This is a genomic window from Enterobacter sp. MGH119 (assembly GCF_001037675.1).
Taxonomy (GTDB): domain Bacteria; phylum Pseudomonadota; class Gammaproteobacteria; order Enterobacterales; family Enterobacteriaceae; genus Enterobacter; species Enterobacter hormaechei_C.
The window spans coordinates 2,074,240-2,099,885 of sequence record NZ_KQ089929.1 but is presented as its reverse complement, the minus strand read 5'-3'; the positions used below and the strand labels follow the sequence as shown (position 1 = coordinate 2,099,885).

Annotated in this window: 27 protein-coding genes and 3 pseudogenes; 15 read left to right on the top strand and 15 right to left on the bottom strand. The window is 52.2% G+C overall.

The window, feature by feature from the left end; all coding sequences use genetic code 11:
• Nucleotides 1-11: 11 nt before the first annotated feature.
• From SK53_RS10035 to SK53_RS10005, 9 genes and pseudogenes are all read right to left on the bottom strand, one after another.
• On the bottom strand, nucleotides 12-254 hold the full coding sequence (locus SK53_RS10035) for a hypothetical protein (protein ID WP_045897004.1): 243 nt from the start codon (nucleotides 252-254) through the stop codon (nucleotides 12-14).
• Nucleotides 251-442: a DUF1382 family protein gene (locus SK53_RS10030; protein ID WP_048209227.1), complete on the bottom strand. Its 192-nt coding sequence runs from the start codon at nucleotides 440-442 to the stop codon at nucleotides 251-253. The genes SK53_RS10035 and SK53_RS10030 overlap by 4 nt, the downstream gene beginning before the upstream one ends.
• The gene (locus SK53_RS10025; RefSeq protein WP_022651067.1) at nucleotides 439-756 is read right to left on the bottom strand and encodes a hypothetical protein; all 318 of its coding nucleotides are present in this window, start codon (nucleotides 754-756) and stop codon (nucleotides 439-441) included. The genes SK53_RS10030 and SK53_RS10025 overlap by 4 nt, the downstream gene beginning before the upstream one ends.
• Nucleotides 753-971, bottom strand: a complete 219-nt coding sequence (locus tag SK53_RS10020) for a hypothetical protein (RefSeq protein WP_048209225.1) — start codon at nucleotides 969-971, stop codon at nucleotides 753-755. Before SK53_RS10020 ends, SK53_RS10025 begins: the two co-directional genes overlap by 4 nt.
• Nucleotides 968-1,051, bottom strand: a pseudogene (locus tag SK53_RS24065) (adenine methyltransferase); the annotation flags it as partial. The pseudogene SK53_RS24065 and the gene SK53_RS10020, both read right to left, overlap by 4 nt.
• Nucleotides 1,027-1,206 (bottom strand): DNA cytosine methyltransferase, encoded by a 180-nt coding sequence (locus tag SK53_RS24060; RefSeq protein ID WP_369794029.1) that lies wholly within the window; start codon nucleotides 1,204-1,206, stop codon nucleotides 1,027-1,029. The pseudogene SK53_RS24065 and the gene SK53_RS24060, both read right to left, overlap by 25 nt.
• A gap of 936 nt (nucleotides 1,207-2,142) precedes the next feature.
• Nucleotides 2,143-2,385: pseudogene (locus SK53_RS23830) on the bottom strand (recombinase RecT); the annotation flags it as partial.
• An 18-nt stretch (nucleotides 2,386-2,403) separates the two neighbouring features.
• Nucleotides 2,404-2,688, bottom strand: a complete 285-nt coding sequence (gamL, locus tag SK53_RS10010) for a host nuclease inhibitor GamL (protein WP_047359657.1) — start codon at nucleotides 2,686-2,688, stop codon at nucleotides 2,404-2,406.
• Nucleotides 2,689-2,760: 72 nt separating this feature from the next.
• Entirely contained in the window at nucleotides 2,761-2,958 is a 198-nt protein-coding gene (locus tag SK53_RS10005) for a DUF1482 family protein (protein ID WP_048209224.1), read from the bottom strand.
• Between the two features lie 223 nt (nucleotides 2,959-3,181).
• On the opposite strand from SK53_RS10005, the gene SK53_RS10000 reads away from it, so the two are divergent.
• Nucleotides 3,182-3,559 carry a hypothetical protein gene (locus SK53_RS10000; protein ID WP_047359655.1) on the top strand — a complete coding sequence of 126 codons (378 nt, stop codon included), beginning with the start codon at nucleotides 3,182-3,184 and terminating at the stop codon, nucleotides 3,557-3,559.
• Nucleotides 3,560-4,050: 491 nt separating this feature from the next.
• Here SK53_RS10000 and SK53_RS09990 read toward each other — a convergent pair whose 3' ends face one another.
• On the bottom strand, nucleotides 4,051-4,518 hold the full coding sequence (locus SK53_RS09990; RefSeq protein ID WP_240474974.1) for a hypothetical protein: 468 nt from the start codon (nucleotides 4,516-4,518) through the stop codon (nucleotides 4,051-4,053).
• A gap of 379 nt (nucleotides 4,519-4,897) precedes the next feature.
• Nucleotides 4,898-5,602: an XRE family transcriptional regulator gene (locus SK53_RS09985; RefSeq protein WP_025913384.1), complete on the bottom strand. Its 705-nt coding sequence runs from the start codon at nucleotides 5,600-5,602 to the stop codon at nucleotides 4,898-4,900.
• A 111-nt stretch (nucleotides 5,603-5,713) separates the two neighbouring features.
• Between SK53_RS09985 and SK53_RS09980 the strand changes: the two genes are divergently transcribed.
• The 5 genes and pseudogenes from SK53_RS09980 (at nucleotide 5,714) to SK53_RS23825 (ending at nucleotide 10,483) form a co-directional block, all read left to right on the top strand.
• The gene (locus SK53_RS09980; protein WP_025913385.1) at nucleotides 5,714-5,941 is read left to right on the top strand and encodes a helix-turn-helix domain-containing protein; all 228 of its coding nucleotides are present in this window, start codon (nucleotides 5,714-5,716) and stop codon (nucleotides 5,939-5,941) included.
• Nucleotides 5,942-6,020: 79 nt separating this feature from the next.
• Complete coding sequence (locus tag SK53_RS09975; protein WP_042863127.1) at nucleotides 6,021-6,539, top strand: Rha family transcriptional regulator; 519 nt, start codon at nucleotides 6,021-6,023, stop codon at nucleotides 6,537-6,539.
• Nucleotides 6,540-7,138: 599 nt separating this feature from the next.
• Nucleotides 7,139-7,369 (top strand): hypothetical protein, encoded by a 231-nt coding sequence (locus SK53_RS09965; protein WP_048209223.1) that lies wholly within the window; start codon nucleotides 7,139-7,141, stop codon nucleotides 7,367-7,369.
• 311 nt (nucleotides 7,370-7,680) lie between these two features.
• A pseudogene (locus SK53_RS09960) lies at nucleotides 7,681-8,664 on the top strand (host specificity factor TipJ family phage tail protein); the annotation flags it as partial.
• Nucleotides 8,665-8,722: 58 nt separating this feature from the next.
• The gene (locus tag SK53_RS23825) at nucleotides 8,723-10,483 is read left to right on the top strand and encodes a tail fiber/spike domain-containing protein (RefSeq protein ID WP_048209221.1); all 1,761 of its coding nucleotides are present in this window, start codon (nucleotides 8,723-8,725) and stop codon (nucleotides 10,481-10,483) included.
• Here SK53_RS23825 and SK53_RS22725 read toward each other — a convergent pair.
• From SK53_RS22725 to SK53_RS09940, 4 genes are read right to left on the bottom strand one after another with little or no spacing between them, the layout of a single operon-like run.
• Entirely contained in the window at nucleotides 10,434-11,702 is a 1,269-nt protein-coding gene (locus SK53_RS22725) for a DUF6056 family protein (RefSeq protein ID WP_059356204.1), read from the bottom strand. The genes SK53_RS23825 and SK53_RS22725 overlap by 50 nt on opposite strands.
• Complete coding sequence (locus SK53_RS09950; protein WP_045896319.1) at nucleotides 11,689-12,156, bottom strand: hypothetical protein; 468 nt, start codon at nucleotides 12,154-12,156, stop codon at nucleotides 11,689-11,691. Before SK53_RS09950 ends, SK53_RS22725 begins: the two co-directional genes overlap by 14 nt.
• Nucleotides 12,149-13,072, bottom strand: a complete 924-nt coding sequence (locus SK53_RS09945) for a glycosyltransferase family 2 protein (protein WP_048209220.1) — start codon at nucleotides 13,070-13,072, stop codon at nucleotides 12,149-12,151. Before SK53_RS09945 ends, SK53_RS09950 begins: the two co-directional genes overlap by 8 nt.
• Nucleotides 13,069-13,431: a GtrA family protein gene (locus SK53_RS09940; RefSeq protein ID WP_048209219.1), complete on the bottom strand. Its 363-nt coding sequence runs from the start codon at nucleotides 13,429-13,431 to the stop codon at nucleotides 13,069-13,071. Before SK53_RS09940 ends, SK53_RS09945 begins: the two co-directional genes overlap by 4 nt.
• Before the next feature lie 111 nt (nucleotides 13,432-13,542).
• Between SK53_RS09940 and SK53_RS09935 the strand changes: the two genes are divergently transcribed.
• From SK53_RS09935 to SK53_RS09895, 9 genes are all read left to right on the top strand, one after another.
• Complete coding sequence (locus SK53_RS09935) at nucleotides 13,543-13,848, top strand: hypothetical protein (RefSeq protein ID WP_048209218.1); 306 nt, start codon at nucleotides 13,543-13,545, stop codon at nucleotides 13,846-13,848.
• A complete protein-coding gene (locus SK53_RS09930; protein ID WP_048209217.1) occupies nucleotides 13,848-15,116 on the top strand; it encodes a Y-family DNA polymerase in 1,269 nt (422 codons plus the stop codon). The genes SK53_RS09935 and SK53_RS09930 overlap by 1 nt, the downstream gene beginning before the upstream one ends.
• 565 nt (nucleotides 15,117-15,681) lie before the next feature.
• Entirely contained in the window at nucleotides 15,682-15,957 is a 276-nt protein-coding gene (gene yahO / locus SK53_RS09925) for a DUF1471 family periplasmic protein YahO (RefSeq protein WP_003858898.1), read from the top strand.
• Nucleotides 15,958-16,157: 200 nt separating this feature from the next.
• Nucleotides 16,158-18,341 carry a TonB-dependent receptor gene (locus SK53_RS09920; protein WP_023324262.1) on the top strand — a complete coding sequence of 728 codons (2,184 nt, stop codon included), beginning with the start codon at nucleotides 16,158-16,160 and terminating at the stop codon, nucleotides 18,339-18,341.
• 127 nt (nucleotides 18,342-18,468) lie between these two features.
• The gene (locus SK53_RS09915) at nucleotides 18,469-20,442 is read left to right on the top strand and encodes a PhoX family protein (RefSeq protein WP_022650528.1); all 1,974 of its coding nucleotides are present in this window, start codon (nucleotides 18,469-18,471) and stop codon (nucleotides 20,440-20,442) included.
• A 102-nt stretch (nucleotides 20,443-20,544) separates the two neighbouring features.
• Nucleotides 20,545-21,933: a phenylalanine transporter gene (pheP, locus tag SK53_RS09910; RefSeq protein WP_045345807.1), complete on the top strand. Its 1,389-nt coding sequence runs from the start codon at nucleotides 20,545-20,547 to the stop codon at nucleotides 21,931-21,933.
• A 252-nt stretch (nucleotides 21,934-22,185) separates the two neighbouring features.
• Nucleotides 22,186-23,421: an MFS transporter gene (locus SK53_RS09905; RefSeq protein WP_045345806.1), complete on the top strand. Its 1,236-nt coding sequence runs from the start codon at nucleotides 22,186-22,188 to the stop codon at nucleotides 23,419-23,421.
• 15 nt (nucleotides 23,422-23,436) lie between these two features.
• A complete protein-coding gene (locus tag SK53_RS09900) occupies nucleotides 23,437-24,462 on the top strand; it encodes a sugar phosphate isomerase/epimerase family protein (RefSeq protein WP_048209216.1) in 1,026 nt (341 codons plus the stop codon).
• Nucleotides 24,455-25,597 (top strand): Gfo/Idh/MocA family protein, encoded by a 1,143-nt coding sequence (locus tag SK53_RS09895; RefSeq protein ID WP_048209215.1) that lies wholly within the window; start codon nucleotides 24,455-24,457, stop codon nucleotides 25,595-25,597. The genes SK53_RS09900 and SK53_RS09895 overlap by 8 nt, the downstream gene beginning before the upstream one ends.
• Nucleotides 25,598-25,646: the final 49 nt, after the last annotated feature.

Sequence of the window (25,646 nt, the reverse complement as noted above, 5' to 3'; positions counted from 1 at the left end):
TGCCTTCATGCTTACCCTCTCTTGATATAAGCCACAGGAATGTGTGTGCATTCATATCCAGAAGAAAGGAGTTCTGCGTACACTTTATCGACAACGCGCTTGTCTCGATTGCACTGGTGAGTGCCGCCGCGTTTTGATTTGAAATACATGCCATCTTTCGTAAGCCAGTAGTTATCCAGCAATACCTCAGCACCATTTCGTGGGGTGGTAATGTCGGTCAAAGGGAATGGCTTAATGAATTTTTCCATGCTCATGCTGCACCGCCTTCATTCTTCTCGGCTTCGACTGCCATCATCTCAAGCCGTCGCGATAAATCGGCGGCCAGCGTCTGGAATTCTTCCTCGGTAGCCACCGGGATCGGCACAAAGCGAATCCCGATGTGTGCGAGGTGGTTGGCGATTTCGAGGCTTTTCCTCAAATCAACTGGTGATGCTCTGTTCATGCTGCACCGCCAACGTTTCGCAGCCAGATGCAGACGGCGCCATCTTCCGTTTCGTGAATTGAACCGACAAACCAACCATCACCGGCTGGGGGTTCGGGCTGCCACGCTGAGATGTCATAACCGTCCACATCGGGATCGACATCATCCTCATCGCGGTACTCCACTTTCCACTCAAGGCCGTTCTTATCCAACCAGGCGTTAAATTCATCAGGTGAGATAGACTCGCGCCCATCGCAAAATTCATCGTAAAGCGGGTGAGTCCAGTAGCCGTATTGGTCGCGTTCGACGGGTAGGGGTTTAAATTCTGTTGTCATTGTTCGGCTCCAAACCGCCCGTTAAGGCGGCCAGTTTTGACGACGAACTCCAGGAGGCTAACTCCCAGAGCTTCTATTTTCTTGTGATGCTTGTTAATGATGGGAGGCACCGTTTCGTTCCAGTTAGGCTTTGGCTTCTTGCGCATGGCCTGCTGTATTTCCTCGGTGCAGCGGCGGCAGGCTGCGCGGACGGCGTTTTCATTTGCTGGCGTCATGCGGCCTCCCGGCGGGAGAGAAGTTTCGCCCCGAAAGCCATAAGCTCGTCCCGGTCTACAGTTGCGAAGTGGCAGTGTGTACCGCCATGCTGTTACCGATCGCTTTATAGCGTGGCCCGTCCGGGCATTCGGTAGCATCCTTCCCGCGCCAGCCGATCAGAGTGTGATTATCTGGAAAGCCCTGAAGGCGCTCGCACTCAATCGGTGTTAGGCGGCGCACGGCAATACCATGCATTACCGCCGGTGCAAGGTTGGTTCCGCTGCTGGCGCTGGTTAATGTCGGTGATTGCTCTTCCGCATAACCAATGCCACCCGCTTTCGCACCCTGTCCGGCCTTGAATGCATACGCAATAGCTGGAGGCTGTCCGCTGTTAGCATGGCTTTTATCCTGGTTGCCTGCGCGAATCGTTGGTGACAGATCCGACGTAGCATCAGCGCCATTATCTTTGTAGCTAAATGCAATGCAGGCGTTTTCTTGGCCGTTGTTGCGGCCTAGTGTGTGTGCCAGTTCCCGATTGGTATCTGGATCCTGCGTGCCATGCACTGCGAAAGTCTCAGTATCAAAATCTAACCTGATCCCATGCGCGGTGCAGGCGGTCGCTACATCAATATGACCGGCAGTATTGCCACCGCCGAAAGCTACAACTGGAACACCTCTCCCGGTTCCGTCCTCACTGCCATCAAACCCTTCACCCTTTAATGTGTGGCTAACGTCACCATTAGCGCACTGAGCTATCAGGTGTCCTGCTTGTGCCTGATTGTCGTCAGCGCCACACGTTCCAACGCCTCGTGCAGTAAGGGCGGCAACAGCCTTTTGCGTTTCTCGGCGCGGCGCAGAATCCCGGCGCACGCTGTCGAACTCAAAAAGTACTTCTGCGGGATCGAATCCTTTTCGAGCACTTGCGACAACGAACACACGGCGGCGTCGTTGGGCCACTCCGAAAAATTGAGCATCAAGGACGCGCCAGGCAATAACCCTTTCTGGTCCAGACACACAACCTGCGTGCGTCCATTTTCCCCCTGCTGGCTGCAACTCACTGCTTTCTCCGACAAGTCCTGCCAGAAAGCACCCGAAGGCATTGTCTTTGCTGCTGAGTACGCCGGGGACGTTTTCCCAGACGATGATTGATTCTGGTTCACCGCGTTCGCGGCGCTTTGCGTCGATTGCATTGCCCGGCATGACCACGTCGCGCCATTCACTTTTACCTGTTTTCGAGTCTTTGACGCTCATCGGCACGAGGTGAACAGGCTTTAGCAAAGGATCCAACTGGCGGGCACGGCAGTAATCGAGCGCCATCATTACCGATTCGTCTTTGGCGCCAGGGTAGATACTGTTCTTAAGCGCGCTCCAGGTAGCGACGTCGATACCTTTTTCCGCCAGCGAACTCGCCGTGATTGTTAATTCGTTTGCCATCGTTAATCCCCTCAAAAATTAAAACGGGCAGCCGGTACGGTGTTCCCAGTCGTATTCCGCCTGGGTGTAAGCAACTGCCGAAATGAAATCGTTGTAGGCCTCACCAGCTTTATCGCTGCGAAGTCCTTCGTATGGACTGGAGTCAATCGGGACCGTGAAGTGGAAGAGGCCGGACGGTTCTTTTGGCATCATGTCGATGATTTTCTGCGCCTGGTCGTCGATCCACTTCTCTTTCTCGTCGTCGAGCTGCTGCTCAACCCAGCGCCGATCTTCGATGCGGTCGTAAGTGAGGTATGCGTTCATGGCTGAACTCCTGAATTTTGGATGTGCAGATCCCGCCCGCATTTAGCCAGGCCGATCGGTTGAATAGGGTGGTTAGTGCTGCGCGATATCTTTCGCCGGGAACTCGCCGTCGCGGAGGATGCTTTCTACTGGCCAGCATTCAGCTGTTACTTTTTGCTCTGTAGCAGCCAGGCTGCACTCCTGCGGGCTATCATAAACTCCGAGAATCACATCCTGATAATCACCGTTGGTCATTGCCACGGTCAGGACGAGTGCGAATAAAGTTTCCATCAGTGAAGAGTCCTCCCGATGGCGACGGCGTAAAGGCGCTTTGCTTCTTCCCACGCCGGAGCATTGCGATGGAGCACCGCGAACGAAGCGAGTCGTTGGGCCTGATGAATTAAACTGTTTTTCATTCGATTTCCCTTAAGATCACCTAAATGATTTATGAAAGCTATTATTGTTGGGGATTGAGATATAGAGGTTTTATGTAATAAATTAGTGGAATAATTAAATGACAGAGTTCCAGATGAAAATAAGACCACTGTTAGGGTGTATAATTGCAATTCTATTCCTGTTGGGAATCGATGTGCTTTATACCCCTGAAATTCCGCGCACGATTGGAGAGTTCGCTGTTTGCATTAGCATTTTTTTATGGCTAGGTGCTACAATTGCTAATATTAAGGATTCAGAGGATGAGATTGATGCATTGAAATTTCACTCTGAGGTTTTTATTTCGATTTGCTTTGGGTTATGTGCATATTTTCTAGTAAAGTTTGGTGTTTCGACCGATAAAAAACAAAATGAAATGTATGCTGTGCTGCTCATTGCCTCCTCCATTACTGGTTTTTCAGTATTTATTCTGTATTGGATTTCTCAGAGAAAAACTTAAAAGCATATAAATAATTTAGTCGGGTTAACCCTCTAGCCTTATCGCGGCGAACGGAACGGTTAATACAAAACTTCTGCGCTAATGGGCGGTGGATGGCCGCCGGTTGTCATAACTAAGCCGCCTCGGTGAAGCGACTGAGGTATGAAAAACCCGCCGAAGCGGGTCATGACACTTTCTGTAGTGCTGATGTGCGTGGGTAGTAAAACTTTGGTTTCGCCGTAGAGCCTTCCTTCGGATCAACTTTTACGGTGTAACGCTTTTGTTTTTTGTATTCCCACACTTCCGTAATCACACCAGTTTTCGTCTTCCAGCTGCCCGCGGCCTGGCTTGACCACGTAACAACATCTCCTTTCTTAAACCCCATCGCATTACCCTCTGTAATTACCCGCAAAAAAGGCCGCCATCAGGCAGCCTTAGCTTGAATTAGTGCCGGGATGTTTAGCCACGCCCGGCGCGTGCTCTCCTGCTATTCCCCAACAGCAAGAAATCGCTTACTCTTTAATCTCCCCAACAGTAGAAAGGATATATTCATGCAAACCATGCGTACCGTGTGCCCTGACTGTGGAAGTGAGATGTTCAACCAGCCCGATGATTTTGACTTTGATACAAATTTCACCGGCGTCAGTTGTGCTGACTGTGGCCGAGAAATCACTAAAGATGACGTTGTCAATCAGGCTACGGACACGGTTAAAAAACAGCTCGACGACATGTTCAGAAATTCCCTCAAAGGAACTGGCTGGAAGTTCAAGTAACCTTAATAGCTCCCCGATCTGAATAAGCACCTCACAGGCGTCTACGTTTAGCTGTAGTGGCGCCGTTTTTTTATCTGCCATACCACCCCTCTCTTTGTTTACCGTCAGCCCCTTGCAAAGAGCTGCTGGTAAAGATTCCCCGATGTTCGGGAACTGAGCAGCAAACCATTCCGGTGCGGAGTCCTCTTCGTGTGCTATACCCGCCACGCGTTACACACCTGCCTCAATCCCATTGGGCGCCATTTCAATTTGCCAGGAGCGCTCCGGGTGATTTGCTGCTTGACTGAATTCTTAATGAGCAGGCGAGTTGCTTTCCGCCGCTGGCTAACTTCGCTCAGCTGTCGATGTTTCGTTTCGATGAGTTGATAATAGCTATGAGTATTGTTTATAGCAATACGTATTGATATTAAATAATAGCGATTGCTATTAATGCATTGATAGCTAAAGGAATTTATTTTGATATTTTTTCGATGGATTGAGATTCAGATCGTTTTTTTACTGCGGCGGGTATTGCTGTGACGAATGGGCTGGCTGCGGGCAATAAAAAACCCAGCGTTGTGCTGGGTCTGGTTCGTGTCTGGGTGTGTTAGCCGTGCTTTCTATACGTTTGTGGCATGCTGCCAATGACTTTTCCGAATACGAGTATCCTGTTCATTTCTTCTTTTTCGATCGGTTCCCATGGGCGGTAAGTCTTGTTGTCGGAAATGACAAGCAGCTTATCTTTCATCTTCTGCAAGCGTTTCACGTGGGACGTGTCGTCGTATATGAAGGCGTAGATTCCATCACCATCGAAGTGTTGAACACTGATATCGACAAACAGCAAATCGCCTGGCTCAATGGTCCCGGACATACTATCGCCGCGAACATTAATGATTCTGATCTGCTCAGCCTTTCTGCCATTGAACATCCGGCGAGCATCTTCCACTGAGTATTCCACGGATCTAAGCACCTCTACGAACTCGCTGTTGATGGCTCCAGGTCCAGCGCTTACGTAAAAGTCTAGCGCTTCAATGCGGAAGGTGTCAGTAGGTGCCGGCTCTGTTTTTGGCTGCGAAATTGCGGGCATTTGACCATCGTCACGCATCGGGCCAACTCCGGTTGAAAGCCACTCAGACCGAACGCCAAGCGCATTGGCGATCTCAACAATTTTAGTTGAGCCCCTGGCATTGCCACTGGTCAGCCTCCAGATGGTGGGCTGAGCAACGCCAGACGCCTTAGCTAAAGCGCCCTGAGACATGCCAGATAAGTCCATTGCCTGATTCAGGCGTTCTGCAAGAGTTTCTTTTTTCATGAGTTTAAATTTATACGCTTGCGTATTGTTGGTCAAAACACGTTTAGCTATTGCCTAAATCAATACGCATTGCTATTATCAATTCACACCAATACTCATAGGAATTGGAATATGACGAACAAAACCATCCAGCGCGCCATTGATATCGCTGGTAGCCAGAAGAAATTAGCCGACCTGTGCGGTGTAGCGCAGCCGACGGTATGGCGCTGGTTGCACGGTGGTGGCATTGATGCCCGCTATGTAATGAAGATTGTGTCTGCAACCAACGGCAAGCTTAAGCCAGCAGATATCCGCCCAGATCTCGCCCAGCTCCTTGGGGCGAATAACACAGCCGCTTAACGGCGGCCCTAGTGCTGGCGAGCCTCGACGGGCTGATTTCCTATGCGGCAAAGGTTCATCTCAAAGAAAGGTAAACGCTATGAATAATCCGTCAGTTATTCCGGCTTTCGATTTTCGTGAAATGGTCACGACCCTCGACAACAAGATAATCACCACATCACTCAAGGTGGCGGATTACTTTGGCAAGCGACACAAAGACGTTTTGCGTGCCATACGTAACCTGAAATGCTCCGATGACTTCACCCAGCGCAATTTTGCGCCCATTGATTTCATTGATAAAAATGGCGATGTTCAGCCTATGTATAACATCACCCGCGACGGATGCATGATGCTCGTGATGGGATTCACTGGCAAAACAGCTGCCGCAGTAAAGGAGTGTTATATCAATGCCTTTAACTGGATGGCCGAGCAGCTAAACCGACGCATGGCGATGGGTGAAGAAATGCAGCACCGCTTCGCCATTAAAGAAACGCGCTCAAAGCTGAAAGGCACGATCGGAAGCCGATTGATGAATGAGCGGAAGAAAGAGAAGCGCGTTCTGGAGCTCGAGCATGAGCACATCATGCAGGTTACGCAGCCTGAGTTGCTGATTAGCTAAGCCGGCCATTACAAAGCTCATCTGCTGGTTGCTAATGATGATAAAATGCAGAGTCCCATGGATTTTGGGGTAGGAAAAGCCTGGATATGATGCTAGAAATCATAACATTAAAAAGACCGTGAGATGCAGTATGAAAATCTTAGGATTGGATGAGTACAGAACCCTTCGTGAGGGAGGGACAATGAAGTATTTTGAACTGGAACGCATGCCTAACAGCACTTGGGCTGCCATTTTCGAAAGTTTGTTTGCCGAAAAGGATGAAAAGGCATGGGTAGAGGGTTACTGCATTGTGACGAACTGCTCAAACAGTGAAGTATCCACCCGGTTCATATACTTGAAAGAAAAGTGCGAAGAAGCGAACTCTATATACAGGGTTAAGCATTCTGCACTATAACTAATTAAAGAAAGTTAAACTCCTGGTGATTTGTTTGCTGCCATTTTCACTTCTTTCAGAATTGAATTCAGGTGTATGAGTTAAAAAAGACTTTTGGGCTATTAAAGGTAACGTAAATCACAGGCAAAAGATTCGTCAATGTGATTGAGTGTTCATGGGACTAACAATCTTCTCTTGTAAGGAATTATGTGTAGAAGGAGATTTTATGGCACAGCTATTGATTTTTGCTGATGATGAGCCTGCTAAGTTGCTGAAAATTCGAAGTTATCGGAGCAAGATTCTTTATCTGTATGCTAATGATGAGGTGAGGTGTTTGGATGTGGTGATTTTTTTTTCAACTTTTCTGAAAGGCGAAAGTGGAGTCATATTGGTGGCAGCCGACAGATACGTGAGCAGGAAAGAAATTATCGAGGCTTATGATGCTCTGATTGGTTGAAAGCAGCGAGACTGGCGCGTAGCAGTAGGATGGGGCATGCTTGGTTCTATACGTCAGTAGAGTGATACAGGAGTTCATATCGGCCAGACGAAGCGTGATGCTACTTTAATCCAGCGGGTGAGCGCTTAATATTGTTTGTCCCAACGGTTCGAACCCATTTCTGATTACCACATTCAAGCCACTGGCACTCGCTGGTGGCTTTTTTTATTGGAGTGAATAATGGCAAAACCGGACTGGGAGGCCATCGAGACGGCGTACCGGGCCGGAGTGATGTCCCTCCGAGAAATAGCATCACAACACGGTATCAGCGAAGGCGCTACACCCTGAGGCCGTCGCGCTCGTTCGCTGATGCAGTGGCTCACACCTGGCTCATCATGGGTGAGCAGCCGGTAAGCAGCATTGACCTGTACGGGCTGTACTCGATCGCCGAAAGCCTGCCTGATGAGCGACTGGGCTACTTCGACTACACGTTTGACGACGAGAACGACTCACTCGGCGATCGCGTGCAGGCGATCTGCAATGCGGCGTCGGTGGTGGCGTACTGGGATGACGGCGTGCTGACGTTTACTCGAGACCAGAAGGTTGATTACCCGGCGGCCGTATTCAACCGGGCGAACATGAAGACTGACGAGTACAAAATGACGTACGAAGCTACTCTTCCGGGCGGTTATGACGGCGTTCAGGTGTCCTACGTCCACCCGACAACGAACAACAAGACGTACATCAACTACCGGGTTCTGAACGGCGCTATCGTTGAACAGGAAGCGGAGAACCCGAACAAGCTGGAGATCGTCGGCTTCCGTAATGAGTATCAGGCCCGGGAGCGAGCTCTGCGCGAAACCAAGCGCCTGATCTACTCGCGCGTGAAGATGAACGCCAAGGTGTTTGAGGACGGCATTATCCAGGTCGGTAGCGTCATTCAGATGCCCGACATCTACGACAGCAACCAGCAACAGGGTTACATCACCGGGCGCGCCGGTAATAACTTTGATACCAGCGAGCCGATCACGTTTACCGGTTCGATGTATGTGCTGGTGACAGACAGCCTGGGTAACCCGACGCTGCGTTATCCAGCGGCGGCGCGTGGCGACACGAAGTACGGATTCACCGCGGCTATCCCCAACATTCAGCTCAATATCTGGAACGGAGACACTGTGCAGCTCCCGTCCCGCTACCTCATCGCGACCGTTGAGGAACTGGACAGTCAGCTATGGACGGTAAACAGCATCAAACCTAACACAGATAACACGGTATCTCTGACCGTCGCTGAATACAGCGACGCCATCTATCAATAAGAACCGTCCCCGACCAACCGAACCCGGCCACCGTGCCGGGTTTTTTTATGGAATCAATATGGCTACGCAACCTACCAATTTGCCTGTACCAAGCGAATCTTATCGCGACCTGAAGTATAACGCGGGGAAAATTGACGAATTCGTTACGTCTTTAACGCTGCAATACATCGATCGCTTTGGCAATGCTCATTACACCATAGAAGGCCTGCGTTGGCTGGCGCAACAGGCTATTGCCCAGTATGGATGGATACCTGTAGGAACCTTCCAGGATGGCGCTACGTTAACTTTGCCTAACCAAATTCTTAAAGATACTACAGATGGTGCATACTACCGTTGGGACGGTGTTTTACCTAAGACTGTCCCGTCTGGTTCAACTCCGTCTACGTCTGGCGGAACTGGCGTGGGGGCATGGTTGAGCGTAGGTGACTCTACTCTACGAGCTATGTTAGCAGCGCCTGGTGGCGACAAACATATAGGTAGCTCATGGGGTGGGGGCAGTGTATGGGAAGATTATGCACCAAAGAAAAAGGTTTTTTTGGGTGTGCGATTACTCCCAACAATGTCTCAGGCAGATATACAGTCCGCGCTCCAGGCTGGAGGTAATATTTATTTTGATGTTACTGAGGATGGACTAACTACAGATTATGTTCTTAATACTGGTTATAACCTTTATGAGAATACCAGAATATACTTCCACCCCAAGGCTAAGCTGGTTGCCAATGCAAATAACATAATAATGTTGAATGCAGATCCATCAATAACGTTAACAGGCTATGTCAGAAACCTGAAAATATTCGGGTTCAGGCTGTCATTTAACAACAAGACAGGAGTCACTGGCGCTAAGTTTGTTAGATGCAGGAACAATAGTGGCATTTTTAACTCCTGGATTGATATGGGATTGGGTGCTAGTTGCACTGGCGTACTTGTTAGCACATTGTGTTATGGATTTAAAAATGATGGCCTCGAAATACTAAATGGTGGTTCTGGTTCACTTTGCTGCGTGTACGAAGATGGAGCAAATGCCTGTCTTCTCGACAACTATAACATGTATAGTGCAGACCCATCAGGCGCTTTACCTGACTACAGGATCCTGATTCGAAGCACGAAAGATGGCAGCGAAGGCAACGGAACTACAACGTTCAGTACGTTCTCAATCATGATCGGTTCAGGGTTCATTCAAAACAGTGAGCGTTATGGAATCCTGGATAATGGTGCGTACGGTACGATGATTGGGAACAACGTTTATTTTGAAGGAAACAAAATAAATGATGTTCGTTTGTCCGGGTCAAAAGGTGCTGTAGTTGATGGCACTCATCATTCTACAGAGCTGGGTGCGGCCTGCGTCGGCGCAAGGAATACAGTTGGCTGTGTAATTAGAGATACACAGTTAAGAGGATCTCGCTCAACTGGATATTACGATATAGATACAAGCAACACAGATTGCTACATAGACTATCACCGCGATACAGGTATATCTTCACTCGGCGTTGTAACCGGTGCTATCGTTAACCGCGCAACTGGTCGAGTAGCAAGTGTTGTCCTCCCTGCAAGCATTAACCTTCGGTCAGGGAATAATATTTTTTATGTCAATGTTGTTAATAATGACAACATCTCTGTTTCTGGAAGTACTTACAACGGAATGACCATTGATATAATTGTTAGAGGTGCCAATTTAACTAACGTCACATTTGCAGGTCTCCCTCTTGATATGACCGCAGCAAATACCGCGGTCATAAAAACAACAAGAGTCACAGCGACGTATATCAACGCTATAGGGAATTGGGTCTTGAGCCACAACCGATGGCTGGCGGTCGGCTAAAGATATTCCTTATCATGAATACTGTAGCAACAGCGATGCTTATATCGAACAAGAACATAACTCTGGTTCCACTTGCGTAAGCTGTAGGAGAGAAACCAATCATTAGCGCGGAAAGGACTCCGCAAACTAAGATAACGCTTATTTTTGTTGCTTCTTTTTTCGAGCTTGAAGCCATCAAACATGTAATTAAAATGGATGATAACGAAACAAGGTTTATAAGGTAATTTAAGTATACTGATGCATGCCCCCAAGATGAGGGCTTAATATAATTATCAGAACGCAATAATTCACTTATATGTGTTGATGGATAGAACAATAGTAGAAAGGTAACTATTTTTAAAGTAAATACCAGAGCCATGGATTTAACCGCTATGCTTTGTTCTTCCCTTAGTAACAGATATGAGAGTGAAGCAAAGCAGCATGCAATGAAAAGAAAATTATCTTCGAAGTTAACTTGATTTGAAATTCTATCAACACCTACTGACAACTTGTACAGAACTCCATAGTTTTCGAAGTCCGGCATCCAGTTGATTATTTCTGAATGGAGACGCACAACGTTACCAGGCGCAGCCAAGACAATTGCGCCACCGCAGAGCAGAGATACAGTGAACGCAGCATCATAAGCTGTTAACCCCTTTGCTTTGAATTTAACAATCATGATAACGGCCGTTGCTATTATGGCGGTAACAGCGAATTGCTCATTATTGCTGGCAAGAAAAATCAGTACACATGAAGACAACTTCTTAAAAATGGACTGATCCATATCAAGATAAATTGTCACGGCATACAGTCCAATAGAAATTGGAATTATATAGTTATAAGCTCCAGTAATCCACAGAGTTGCTTGCCTGTTAGTGTGGAAGTCAGATAAAAACAAGAGCATAGACAATGCAATGAACGGTATTGTCACCCGTCCATCAATGCTTGCCAGTTTCGATACAGAGAATGCAAGTAAAATACATGAAAGAGATATGGCAATTTGAGGGAATAGATGAACATTGATGGTTTTCATCAAGAACGCTTCTATCAGAATTCTTCCACTCCATGTGTCATATCTTATTTTAAGTATTTCAAAAATCGAATACTTGCTTAACGCTGTCGAAAAGAAGTGATCATCAGTGATATCCTTAAAAACAACAGAAGAAAAAACATAAATCAAACATATTGCTATCGTCAAAAACGATATTGAATTTAAGCTGTTTCGATTATTTACAAGCATATTTCATGCCTCTAATAACACCTTCGTGCTCTGTGATAATAAAAATTTCGCGCGATGGTTCAACGCCAAACAATCCGAATCGTGATGAAGCAGAATATCCGCTTAAGTCATACTTTTTCTTTTTTTCCTTAAAGTACGTAGTAACGTCAGGCCTGTCCTCTCTAACAGTTTTTACCTTGTAAAGCGTTCCATTTTCATTAATTGCGACATATGTGTTTCCCTTGTACACGCCTTTATAATTGTTAGTAGAGAATATCCAGCCTTTTGCATAAAGCAAAGAATCATTCATGTTGCATTTCTCAACATTACCTTTGACATCATTAAGAACGATGTCATCAACGCCAAAAGATAACTTTTCCGGCTTGTTCCACACAACAAATGTAATAATAACAGCTATTAAGCTAAATATACTCAGTCCGGCAAATAACATTGCAATATGTCTATTGTTAATCATTTCTTTTTCCCTTCAAGACGTAGCGCGGTCTATTTTTAACCTCTACGTAAATCCTTCCTATGTATTCTCCGAGAACACCAATCCCGATCAACTGAATGCCGCCAAGGAAAAGAATAGACACAAGTAAAGATGGATAACCACGTACAGCATTACCGAACACCAACGTGTCGAAAATCATCCACGCACCATAGAGGAAAGCTGCACCGGCCACGAACAAGCCGATGTAAGTCCACATGCGCAACGGGAATGTAGAGAAGCTTGTAATGCCCTCAAGGGCAAGGTTCCATAGTTTCCATCCATTGAATTTCGTGCTGCCAGCAACGCGCTCGGCTCGGGCATACTCGACTACATCAGTGCGCCCACCAACCCATGACAAGACACCTTTCATGAAAAGGTTACGCTCAGGTAAAAGCTTAATATTTTCTACAACCTCACGAGACATGAGACGGAAGTCACCAACGTTTTCTTCAATCTTCGGGTTGCTGATTTTATTGTGAAGCTTATAGAACCACTCGGCAGATTTACGCTTTAACCTGCTGTCGGTAGATCTGTCAGAGCGTTTAGCAAGAACCATATCAGCCCCGGCCTGCCATTTCTCTATCAGGTGAGGAATGACTTCGATAGGGTCCTGCAAGTCTACGTCTATCGGGATAATTGCCTCACCAGTAGCGTGATCTAGTCCGGCGAACAGAGCTGGCTCTTTGCCAAAGTTGCGTGTGAAAGACAGTGGAACCACAAGTGGGTCAGCGATAGAGAGCGCGTTGATAATTGACTCTGTCGCGTCTTTACTGCCGTCATTGATGAAGACTATCTCTACTTCATGCTGCTGAAGCCCTTCAAATTCCCGAACCGTTTTATAAAAAATAGGTATCGCGTCTTCTTCGTTGAAGACGGGAACGACCAGAGAAATTTTCATTTCGCATCCCTAAAGACAATGAACTTTGAATAAATAAAACCGCACACTAGGCTGATGGCGGAGAAGAGAATGAGAGTCACGATCGGGGCCATTCCGGACCTATCAGCAGCCCAACCAACAGCAGCGCTCAGTGAGCCCATGAATCCTACGTAAAGCATGTAGCGCAGAGTGGTAGTCGAGGACTTAAACGTGAACCTGGCGTTTGCAAAGAAGCTGAAAGACACAGCCACAACGAATCCGGCAAAGTTGCCAAGTGCCTGGCCTGTATGGAATGCGTAGATGCAAACAGCGAACACTACCCAATGAATGAGCGTATTGATAACACCTATCGATGTGTACTTGGCGAATAACTTTAACATTATAGAAATCAGTGAATTCGGAAAGGTCTGAAGTTTAGCATCACTGTCCAACTTGATCGACTCTCATATTTGACGATACTGTATATAAATACAGTTGTTTTGGGAGGAGCTATGGAGGCAAAAGCTCAGCGATACAGGCTTGAACAGTTATGTGGGGTTAACCGCTACTCATGCCTGGTTGAAACGTCAGGTGGTTATGCGCTTTTTCAGCCTGATCTTCCGCCCACCAACGGAACGCGCGTGCTGGTGCATGCGTTCGGCCAACTACAATTCGCGGTCGTTATGGGCGGTTCGCTCATCACCGAAGACGGTGAATGCATAGAAGGTGATGCTTTAGATGAAGTCGATGTCATGGGAGTTGTGACCTTTTTTATCAATGGCGCTGCGGCGTTCACAGACGACAATCCGGTGATGTGATGTTTGCCCTGGTCGATGTGAACTCATTTTATGCAAGTTGCGAGACGGTATTCAGACCAGACCTGCGTGGTCGGCCGGTGGTTGTTCTTTCGAATAATGACGGCTGCGTAATAGCGCGTAGCGCAGAAGCAAAGGCAGTCGGGATAGCGATGGGTGAGCCGTTCTTCAAGCAGAAGGAATTGTTCCGGCGCGCTGGTGTTGTTTGCTTCAGCAGCAACTACGAGCTGTACGCAGACATGTCCAGCCGGGTAATGACCACGCTGGAAGAAATGAGCCCGCGTGTGGAAATTTACAGCATAGACGAAGCCTTTTGCGACCTTACCGGCGTAAGGAATTGCCGTGACCTGACTGAGTTCGGGAAAGAGATCCGCGCGACTATTTTACAGCGGACACATCTCACAGTCGGCGTCGGCATAGCCCAGACCAAGACGCTGGCTAAGCTGGCTAACCATGCTGCGAAAAAATGGCAACGGCAGACTGGTGGGGTGGTTGACCTCTCAAACGTCGACCGGCAGCGCAGGCTACTGGCGCTTGTTCCTGTGGAGGATGTCTGGGGAGTTGGCCGGCGCATCAGCAAGAAGCTGAACGCTATGGGCATCAAAACCGCACTGGACCTTTCAGAGCAGAGTACGTGGATTATCCGAAAACACTTTAACGTTGTGCTGGAGCGAACCGTCCGGGAGCTGCGCGGCGAGCCATGTCTGGATCTGGAGGAGTTCGCCCCGGTAAAGCAGGAAATTGTATGCAGCCGATCGTTTGGCGAACGCATTACAGACTATGAGCAGATGAGGCAGGCTATTTGCAGCTATGCGGCCCGTGGTGCTGAGAAGCTGCGGGGAGAACACCAGTATTGCCGTTTTATATCCGCCTTCGTTAAGACCTCTCCATTTGCCCTTAATGAGCCGTATTACGGAAACAGCGCATCGGTAAGGCTGCTCACGCCAACTCAGGACAGCAGAGACATCATCAACGCCGCGGTAAAGTGTCTGGACAAAATATGGAAGGACGGTCACCGGTACCAGAAAGCGGGCGTCATGCTGGGTGACTTCTTCAGCCAGGGCGTGGCCCAACTAAACCTGTTCGATGACAGTGCTCCCCGAGCTGGTAGTGAGAAGTTAATGGAGGTACTGGATCACCTGAATGCAAAGGACGGAAAGGGCACGCTCTATTTTGCCGGGCAGGGTATACAGCAGCAATGGCAAATGAAGCGAGAAATGCTGTCGCCTCGATACACTACGAGATTTTCAGATTTGCTTGTTGTCCGATAAAAGAGGTGCGCACCTGATAAATCTTACAATCGGATCGGTGGTGATTATGCTGATGAAGGCATTGGGCGTAAAGCGGCAAGTTGCGAAACTGGAAGGAGCTACGCAAAGTTGTGGGATTGGGAAATTACATAGCGATGCAAGGGGCATGGCTATGCATTCTCTGTGTCATAGATGTGTCATGCATGGATGTATCACAAGAAAACGAGAAAGCAGGTAACGACACGTAATGACACAAACGCGTTGCGAGCGCGGAAAAACCAATGATATTACAGTGCGTTAAATAGTACTCTACGTTCTTCTAAGCCGTAGGTCGTAGGTTCGAATCCTACAGGGCGTGCCATTTAAAAACAGGCGCTTACGCCAGTTTCAAGCCAGCCTGATTTTCTTCATGAAACACCCATCGCGAAAGTAGCGTTAACGCACATTTTTCACAGCACAATTGACTGTTATAACAGTATTTTTCTTACGCTGTGGCAATTTTATTATTCCTCTACCATGCTCATATCACCTCACTCTCACTCGTGGGGCTTTTTGTAGTTGCTGATTAATCTCAAGGAAAAAGGTTATGAAAAAAACGACTGCTATTTTGATGGGCGCTGCATTTCTGTTTACCACCAATACCTTTGCGGCTGAACTGCTGACGAAAAACGAGTTTGAGAAAGTTGAATCACAGTATGAAAAAATCGGTACCGTGAGCACGGCTAACGAAGTCTCTGTCGACGATGCGAAAAAAGAGCTGGTCGAAAAGGCCGATAAAGAAGGTGCTGATGTACTGGTGCTGACTTCCGGTAATACAAACAACAAAATTCACGGCACCGCCGATATTTACAAGAAAAAATAATACCTTAGTAACCACCCCTGTTTCGGGGTGGTTGCGCGCCCTACCTCCCACCCAACATTGTTTCTTGCCGCTTCTCGCTCAGAGAGGCCGTTTACACTTGATTACGTATACATAATGCGTATAGTTCTCATTTGCATTTCTTTTAATAACTTTTAAGGCCCGACAACGGGTCATTTTTGCGCGCACGTTAAGAGCTCATTATGAACAACACCACAATGCACAAAACGCTGCTGGCGATTGCCATCGGCGCGGTAACCCACTCCGCTTTTGCGGCGGATGAGAAAAAAGAGGACACCATCGTCGTCCAGTCCACGGCGGGGAGTGATTTCAAACCCGGCGGCGACCAGCTGGTGCCCGCCTTCCTTGACGGGCAGGTGGCGAACGGCGGGCGCATGGGTATGCTCGGTCAGCAGAACGCCATGGACGTGCCGTTCAACATCATCAGCTACACCTCGAAGCTGGTGGAAGATCAGCAGGCAAAAACCATTGCTGACGTGGTTGCCAACGACGCGGGCGTGCAGTTCGTTCAGGGTTACGGCAACAGCGCGGAAACCTTCCGCATTCGCGGCCTGAAGTTTGACGGCGACGACATGACCTTTGGCGGATTGTCCGGGGTGCTGCCGCGTCAGGTGGTGGATGCCCAGATGGTCGACCGCATCGAGATCTTCAAAGGGGCCAACTCCCTGATGAACGGTGCCGCAAGCTCGGGCGTGGGCGGGATGATCAACCTTGAGCCTAAACACGCGGGCGACACCCCGCAGGCGAAAGTGGGTGTGGACTACACCTCGGATTCCCAGATTGGCACCACGCTGGATGCGGGCCGCCGCTTTGGCGATAACGACCAGTTTGGCGCGCGGGTGAACCTCGTGCATCGCGAAGGGGAAACCGGCGTGCCGAACGACCGCCGCCGCACCACGCTGCTCTCCACCGGCCTGGATTACAAGGGCGACCGTTTCCGCACCTCGCTGGACCTGGGCTACCAGAAAAAAACCTTCCACGGCAGCCCGACCAGCGTCAACATCTCGGCGGTGGATTTTGTGCCTGAACCGCCGAAGAACGATCGCAACTTCTCGCAGAAGTGGGCCTACAGCGATATCGAAAACGAGTTCGGGATGTGGCGCAGCGAGTATGACATCACCGATAGCTGGACGGCGTATACCGGTCTCGGCGCGCAGCACGCGCACGAAGAAGGGATCTACAGCGCGCCGAAGCTCCTCGATAAGAGCGGTAATGCGGTGGTCAGCCGTCTTGATACCAACCGCATCAGCGATTCTGTCAGCGGCATGGCGGGCATTCGCGGTAACTTCACTACCGGATTCGTCTCGCACAAGGTCAATGTTGGCTATTCGGCGATGACCAAAAACGAAAAGATCGCGTGGAAAATGTCGGCGACGAAGGATAATCCGACCACCAACATCTACCACAACACCGGCGTCGATATGCCGGACAGCTCCAACCTCAACGGCTCAGGCGGCAAATACAGCGATCCGCTGACCAGCGGGCGCACCCGCACGCAGGGTTGGCTGCTGAGCGATACCCTGGGCGTGCTGGACGACAAGCTGCTGTTCACCGCAGGCGCGCGGCATCAGAAAGTGGTGATTCGCGGGTACAACAAAATCACCGGTGCGGAAAACGACGCGGACGGTTTCGACGGCAGCCGCTGGATGCCCACCTACGGCGTAGTCTATAAACCGTGGGAGGAAATTTCCCTCTACGCCAACCACACCGAGGCGTTACAGCCCGGTGAAACCGCGCCTCGCTCAGCAAACAACTACGGCCAGAGCACCGGTATCGTTCACTCTAAGCAGAACGAAGTGGGCGTAAAGGCGGACTTTGGCCGCGTGGGCGGCTCCCTGGCGCTGTTTGAGATCAAAATGCCGTCGGCGATCCTTGACGACAGCGGTCACTACGGCCTGGATGCAGAACAGCGTAACCGCGGCGTGGAGCTGAACGTCTTCGGCGAGCCAATGCTCGGGATGCGTCTGAACGCCAGCGCCACCTGGTTGCAGGCCGAGCTGACCAAAACCAAAAACGGCGTCAATCAGGGCAACGATGCGATCGGTATTCCGAGCTTCTACGCCGTGCTGGGCGCAGAGTACGATATCAAGCCGATTGAAGGCCTGACGGCGACCGCGCGCGTTAACCACTCCGGCACGCAGTATGCCGATCTTGCGAACAGCAAAAAGCTGGACAGCTACACCACGCTGGATCTGGGCATGCGCTATCGCTTCGCGGTGAACCACAATGAAAATCAGATGACCGTACGGGCAGGTATCGACAACGTGACCAACGAGAACTACTGGTCAAGCGTGGACGATTCCGGTACTTACATTACTCAGGGCGAGCCGCGTACCTTTAAGGTCTCGGTTGGCTACGAGTTCTAAGCGTTCCACCTCGTTATCCGGGGCAGGGACGCCCCAATCCCTTCGTTGTCGTGTTATAAAATTGTAATAAAAGCTTCTTACACTGGTCGCCACAACCTTACCTCTTGGCCAATGACAGGAAGCCGCTATGGGCAGACCCCTCAAATCCGTATTTAAAAAAGAACATCGCGACGATATCAGTAACCGCAGCGCTAACCCGGTATTCTCCGAGGTTGCAGAAGTGTTCCTCTCGCGCCGCCGTTTTCTCCAGATGGGGGCCGTAGCGGGGGCTGCCGTATCATTCCCGTATCTGATCACACCCGAAAATGCGATTGCCGCGGTATCGAAGCCTTCCGCGCTGGCAAAAGCGGTTTCCCTGGGCTTTACCAGCATCGACGTCTCTACGGAAGACACGGTCAGGGTGCCGGAAGGTTATATCGCCCGCCCGTTCTATCGCTGGGGCGATCCGACGGGGATCAAAGACAACATGCCGGCCTTTAAGCCGGACGCCAGCAATACCACAGACGAACAGGCTGTGCAGGCGGGCATGCACCACGACGGCATGGCGTGGTTTAGCCTGCCGCAGGGGGCGCAAAACCCGGAGCATGGCCTGCTGGCGCTGAACCATGAGTACATCGACAACGGAATGCTGTTTACCGACGGTACGGCGAACTGGAGTCTCGACAAGGCCCGCAAGGGGCAGAACGCGATGGGCGTGTCGGTGGTGGAAGTGAAAAAAACGGGCAGCGGCTGGGAGGTAGTGCGTCCGTCTTCCTTCGCCCGGCGTATTACCGTCAATACGCCGATGCAGCTTACCGGCCCGGCGCGGCATCAGGATTTAATGAAAACCGCCGCCGACCCGCAGGGGGAACGCGTTCTGGGCACCATGCAGAACTGCGCCAACGGCCACACGCCGTGGGGCACCTATCTCACCTGCGAGGAGAACTGGTCGGACATTTTTGTCAAAAAAGCCGATCTCAACCCGCTGGAAAAACGCTACGGCATCAGCGACAGCGATGAATCGTACCGCTGGAACGAGGTGGATGAGCGGTTCAGCGTTGATAAAACCCCTAACGAACCCAACCGTTTCGGCTGGGTGGTGGAGATCGATCCCTACAACCCGACCTCCACCCCGCGCAAGCACACCGCGCTCGGCCGCTTCAAGCATGAGGGGGCCGCCGTCACGCTCGCCGCCGATAATCGCGTGGTGGTCTACATGGGCGACGACCAGAAGTTTGAGTACATCTATAAGTTTGTCTCGGATAAAAAATACGATCCCGCGAACCGGGAAGCCAATATGCAGCTGCTGACGTCCGGCACGCTGTACGTCGCCAGGTTCAACGAGGACGGCAGCGGCGACTGGCTGCCGCTGATCTTCGGGCAAAATGGCCTGGATAAAAGCAACGGTTTTGCAAGCCAGGGCGATCTGCTGATTAAAACCCGTCTGGCGGCCGACGTGGTGGGGGCGACGAAAATGGATCGCCCGGAGTGGATAGCCGTCGATCCGCACGCCAGCGGCAGCGTCTACTGTACGCTGACCAACAACAGCGATCGCGGTAAAGAGGGCAAGGCGCCGGTGGATGCCGCCAACCCGCGCGCTAATAACGTGTTTGGTCACATCATGCACTGGCACGAAGAGGGTGCCGATCCTGCCGCCGCACGCTTTAAGTGGGATATTCTGGTCATGGCCGGGCGCACCGACGGCGACGATCCCAAAGCCAAAGGCTCGATGCAGGGCGCGGCATTTGGCAGCCCGGATGGGTTGTCGTTCGATCACCAGGGCGTGCTGTGGATCCAGACCGACGTTTCCTCCAGCACCATCAATAAGAAAGCCTACGAGGGGATGGGCAATAACCAGATGGTGGCCACCATTCCGGGCACCAACGAGTATCGCCGTTTCCTGACCGGGCCGCGCGGGTGCGAAATCACCGGCATTGCGTTTACGCCGGACAACCGCACGCTGTTTATCAACATTCAGCATCCGGGGGAGGGCGGGGATGATATTACCGACCCGGCCAATCCGCGCGCTGTTTCCAACTGGCCAGACGCCAGCCCGAACGGGCGTCCGCGATCGTCAACGGTGGTGATTACCAAAGCGGACGGCGGGATCATCGGGTCGTGACGTTTATCCGCCGGGCGCATGCGCTGGCCCGGCGTTAAGCTTGCTACCACCAGCATGAAGTGTTAAAACGTGCCCCTTCTAAAAAAGAGACAGGGGTAGGGCGTGAAAGACGCGTCATCCGCTTCAGGCCATGGTAGCGCTGAAGCCTCGTCGGATCAGAATCCGACGCTGCAACGTGGTTTGCAAAATCGACATATTCAGTTAATTGCCCTTGGCGGCGCAATCGGTACCGGGCTCTTTCTCGGCATCGGCCCCGCTATTCAGATGGCCGGTCCGGCGGTGCTGCTGGGTTACGGTATCGCCGGGATTATCGCCTTCCTGATCATGCGCCAGCTCGGCGAGATGGTCGTTGAAGAGCCGGTGTCCGGCTCATTCGCGCATTTTGCCTATAAATACTGGGGCCCGTTCGCAGGCTTCCTCTCCGGCTGGAACTACTGGGTGATGTTCGTGCTGGTGGGGATGGCGGAGCTGACCGCCGCCGGCATCTACATGCAGTACTGGCTGCCGGACGTGCCCACGTGGATCTGGACGGCGGCCTTCTTCATCATCATTAACGCCGTTAACCTCGTCAACGTGCGCCTGTATGGTGAAACCGAGTTCTGGTTTGCGCTGATCAAGGTACTGGCAATTATCGGCATGATCGGCTTTGGCCTGTGGCTGCTGTTCTCCGGCCACGGCGGCGAGCGCGCGAGCATCGACAACCTGTGGCAGCACGGCGGTTTCCTGGCGACCGGCTGGAAAGGGCTGATCCTCTCGCTGGCGGTCATTATGTTCTCCTTCGGCGGGCTGGAGCTGATTGGCATCACCGCGGCTGAAGCGCGCGATCCGCACAAAAGCATCCCGAAAGCGGTCAACCAGGTGGTGTACCGTATCCTGCTGTTCTATATCGGCTCGCTGGTGGTGTTGCTGGCGCTCTACCCGTGGGTGGAAGTGAAATCTGACAGTAGCCCGTTCGTGATGATCTTCCACGATTTGAACAGCAACGTGGTCGCTTCGGCGCTGAACTTCGTCATTCTTGTGGCGTCGCTGTCGGTCTACAACAGCGGGGTTTACTCCAACAGCCGCATGCTGTTTGGCCTCTCCGTGCAGGGTAACGCGCCGAAGTTCCTTACCCGCGTCAGCCGTCGCGGCGTGCCGGTCAACTCGCTGTTCCTTTCTGGCGCTATCACCTCGCTGGTGGTGCTGATTAACTATCTGCTGCCGAAAGAGGCGTTTGGCCTGCTGATGGCGCTGGTTGTCGCCACGCTGCTGCTTAACTGGATCATGATCTGCCTGGCGCACCTGCGCTTCCGCGCGGCGATGCGCCGCAAGGGGCGCGAGACGCAGTTTAAAGCGCTGCTCTATCCGGCGGGGAACTACCTCTGTATCGCCTTCCTCGGCCTGATTCTGGTGCTGATGTGCACCATGGATGAGATGCGCCTGTCAGCGATGCTGCTGCCGGTGTGGGTGGTGTTCCTGTTTATTGCATTTAAGCTCTCGCGCAAAAAGTAGCGCGGTTTTCTCCCTCTCCCTGTGGGAGAGGGCCGGGGTGAGGGCACCAGACCGCACCAAACCAGACCGCACCACACTGCCTGCCTTCACACCCGGTGGCGCTGCGCTTACCGGGCCTACAAAGTATCACTCCACCTTTATCGTGACCCCCCTCCCAATTCCGTTTCGATCCACAGGATCTTTATTTTGTAATCGATTACTTTTTATTTGAACTGTTTTGTAATCGATTACTTTTTCCGGGTGAGGCTTATCATGGTGTCAACTGAGAGTAGTGAAAAGGCGATAACGCAACACCGGCTGCTGGTGCCGCGTCTGTCGCTGATGATGTTTCTGCAATTTTTTATCTGGGGTAGCTGGTCGGTCACGCTTGGCCTGGTGATGACCCGGCACAACATGTCTTTGCTGATTGGCGACGCGTTCTCTGCCGGGCCCATCGCTTCCATTCTTTCGCCGTTCGTGCTCGGGATGCTGGTGGACCGCTTCTTCGCCTCGCAGAAGGTGATGGCGGTGATGCACCTCGCGGGCGCGGCGATCCTCTGGTTCGTGCCGGGGGCGCTGATTGCTGAGAATGGCGCGCTGCTGATTGGCCTGCTGTTTGGCTACACGCTCTGCTATATGCCGACACTGGCGCTGACCAACAACATTGCGTTTCACAGCCTGGCGAACGTGGATAAAACCTTCCCGGTAGTGCGCGTGTTCGGCACCATCGGCTGGATCGCGGCGGGCATTTTCATCGGCGTCACCGGCGTGGCGTCCAGCGTCACCATCTTCCAGGTGGCGGCGGTCAGCTCCGTGCTGCTGGCGGTCTACAGCCTGACGCTGCCGCACACGCCAGCGCCGGCAAAAGGCCTGCCGGTTAAGGTGCGGGATCTCTTCTGCGCGGACGCCTTCGCGCTGCTTAAAACCCGCCACTTCTTCGTCTTCTCCGTCTGCGCGATGCTGATCTCTGTCCCGCTCGGCACCTATTACGCCTACACCGCCTCGTATCTGGCGGATGCCGGCATTGCCGACGTCAGCACCGCCATGTCCTTCGGGCAGATGTCTGAGATCGTCTTCATGTTGGTTATTCCTCTGCTGTTCCGCCGCCTGGGCGTGAAAGTCATGCTGCTGATCGGCATGCTGGCGTGGTTTGTGCGTTATGCCATGTTCGCGTTGGGCGTCAGCGAAGAGGGGCGCATTCTGCTGTACCTCGGCATTCTGCTGCACGGCGTCTGCTACGATTTCTTCTTTGTCGTCGGCTTTATCTATACCGACCGCGTGGCGGGCGAAAAGGTCAAAGGCCAGGCGCAGAGCATGATCGTGATGTTCACCTACGGCATCGGCATGCTGCTCGGCTCTCAGATTTCCGGCGCGCTCTACAACCGCCTGGTGGCAGGACAGACCGTGCCGCAGGCGTGGGTCACATTCTGGTGGATCCCGGCGGTGGCTGCCGCGGCGATCGCGCTGATTTTCCTTCTCACGTTTAAGTATGACGATGACAAGGCGTAACGTTCAGGAGGTGGTATGAGGACAATGAAAGGACCGGGCATTTTTCTGTCGCAGTTTATTGGCGCAGAAGCGCCGTTTAATTCGCTCGACGGGCTTGCTGAATGGGCGGCAGGTAAAGGTTATAAGGCGGTGCAGATCCCCTGCAACCATCCGCACATCTTTGACGTCGAGAAAGCCGCAGAGAGCCAGGCCTACTGCGACGACATCACCGCCAGGCTGGCCGCACACGGGCTGGTTATCAGCGAGCTGTCGACCCATCTGGAAGGGCAGCTCGTGGCGGTGAATCCGGTTTACAGCGAGGCGTTTGACCACTTCGCACCCGCCGCCGTGCGCGGTAACGAGGCGGCGCGCCGGGCGTGGGCGACGGAAAAGCTGAAGCAGGCGGCGGTCGCTTCGGCCAGATTAGGGCTGAAGGCGCACGCGACCTTCTCCGGCTCGCTGGCGTGGCCGTTTTTCTATCCGTGGCCGCCGCATAACGAGCAGCGTTTTCAGGAAGCATTCGAGGAGCTGGCAACCCGCTGGCGGCCAATACTGGATACCTTTGGCGAGCAGGGGGTGGACGTCTGCTTTGAGCTGCATCCCGGGGAAGATCTGCACGACGGCGTGACCTTCGAGCGTTTTCTGGCGCTGGTGGATGACCATCCGCGCTGCAACATTCTCTACGACCCGAGCCATATGCTGCTTCAGCAGATGGACTATCTGGCCTTTATCGATATCTTCCACGCGCGCATTAAAGCGTTCCACGTGAAGGACGCGGAGTTCCGCCCCAGCGGGCGCAGCGGCGTCTACGGCGGCTACCAGCCGTGGATCAACCGCGCCGGACGCTTTCGCTCGCCCGGCGACGGGCAAATCGACTTTAAGGGCATCTTCAGCAAGCTGACCCAGTACGACTACGACGGCTGGGCGGTGCTGGAGTGGGAGTGCTGCCTGAAGGATGGCGATACCGGCGCGAGTGAGGGCAGCGAATTTATCCGCCGCCACATTATTCCCGTTTCCGGACGGGCGTTTGATGATTTCGCCGCAGGGGGCAGCCATGATTAACGTCGGGATTATCGGCAGCGGGTTTATTGGCCCGGCACACATCGAGGCGCTCAGGCGTCTCGGGTTTGTGCAGGTGGTCGCGCTCTGCGACGGTTCGCTCGTTAAGGCGCAGGAAAAGGCGCGCCAGCTAAATGTCCCGCATGCTTACGCCAGCGTGGAAGAACTGCTCGCGCACCCCAATCTGCATGCGGTGCACAACTGCACGCCGAACCACCTGCACGCGGAGATTAACCGCCAGATCCTGCGCGCGGGCAAGCACGTGTTTTCCGAAAAGCCGCTGTGCATGACGCCGGACGAGGCGCGCGAGCTGGTGGCGCTGGCAGAGCAGGCGGGCGTGGTGCATGGCGTGAGCTTTCTCTATCGTCAGTTTGCGATGGTGCGCCAGGCGGCGAGCATGATGCGCGCGGGCACCCTCGGGCGGCTGTTCGCCTCGCACGGCAGCTATTTGCAGGACTGGATGCTGCTGGAAACCGACTACAACTGGCGGGTGGAGGCCGCGCTCGGCGGCGCGTCGCGGGCGGTGGCGGATATCGGTTCCCACTGGTGCGATACGGTACAGTATGTGACAGGCAGGCGCATTACCGAGGTGATGGCTGATTTATCCATCGTCTGGCCGAGGCGCAAGGCCAGCGCGGGTGGTCACCAGACCTTCTCCCATGACGAGCAGGCGGAGTATGAAGTCAAACCGGTCACCACCGAAGATTTTGGCTCGGTGCTGTTCCGTTTTGACGACGGCAGCAAGGGCAGCTTTAGCGTCTCGCAGGTGAGCGCGGGGCGAAAAAACCGCCTGACCTTTGAAATTAACGGCAGCGAGCAGTCGGTGGCGTGGGATCAGGAAATCCCGCAGCAGCTGTGGATCGGCCATCGCGCCCGGGCAAACCAGACGCTCACCGACGAGCCAGGCCTGATGAACCCTGACGTGGCCGACAGCGCCCACTTCCCCGGCGGGCACATTGAAGGGTGGCCGGATGCCTTTAAAAATATGATGGCGCAGTTTTACCGTGCCGTGCAGGCGGGCGCGATGCCGGATAATCCGCAGTTTGCCACCTTTTACGATGGCGCCAGTGTGATGTATATCATTGATGCAATTGTGAAAAGTCATCAGCAGCAGCGCTGGGTGCGCGTGGAATACTGACGCATTGCCCGGTTCGCCGGGCAATCAATTTATGGTAGCCTGCACAAAA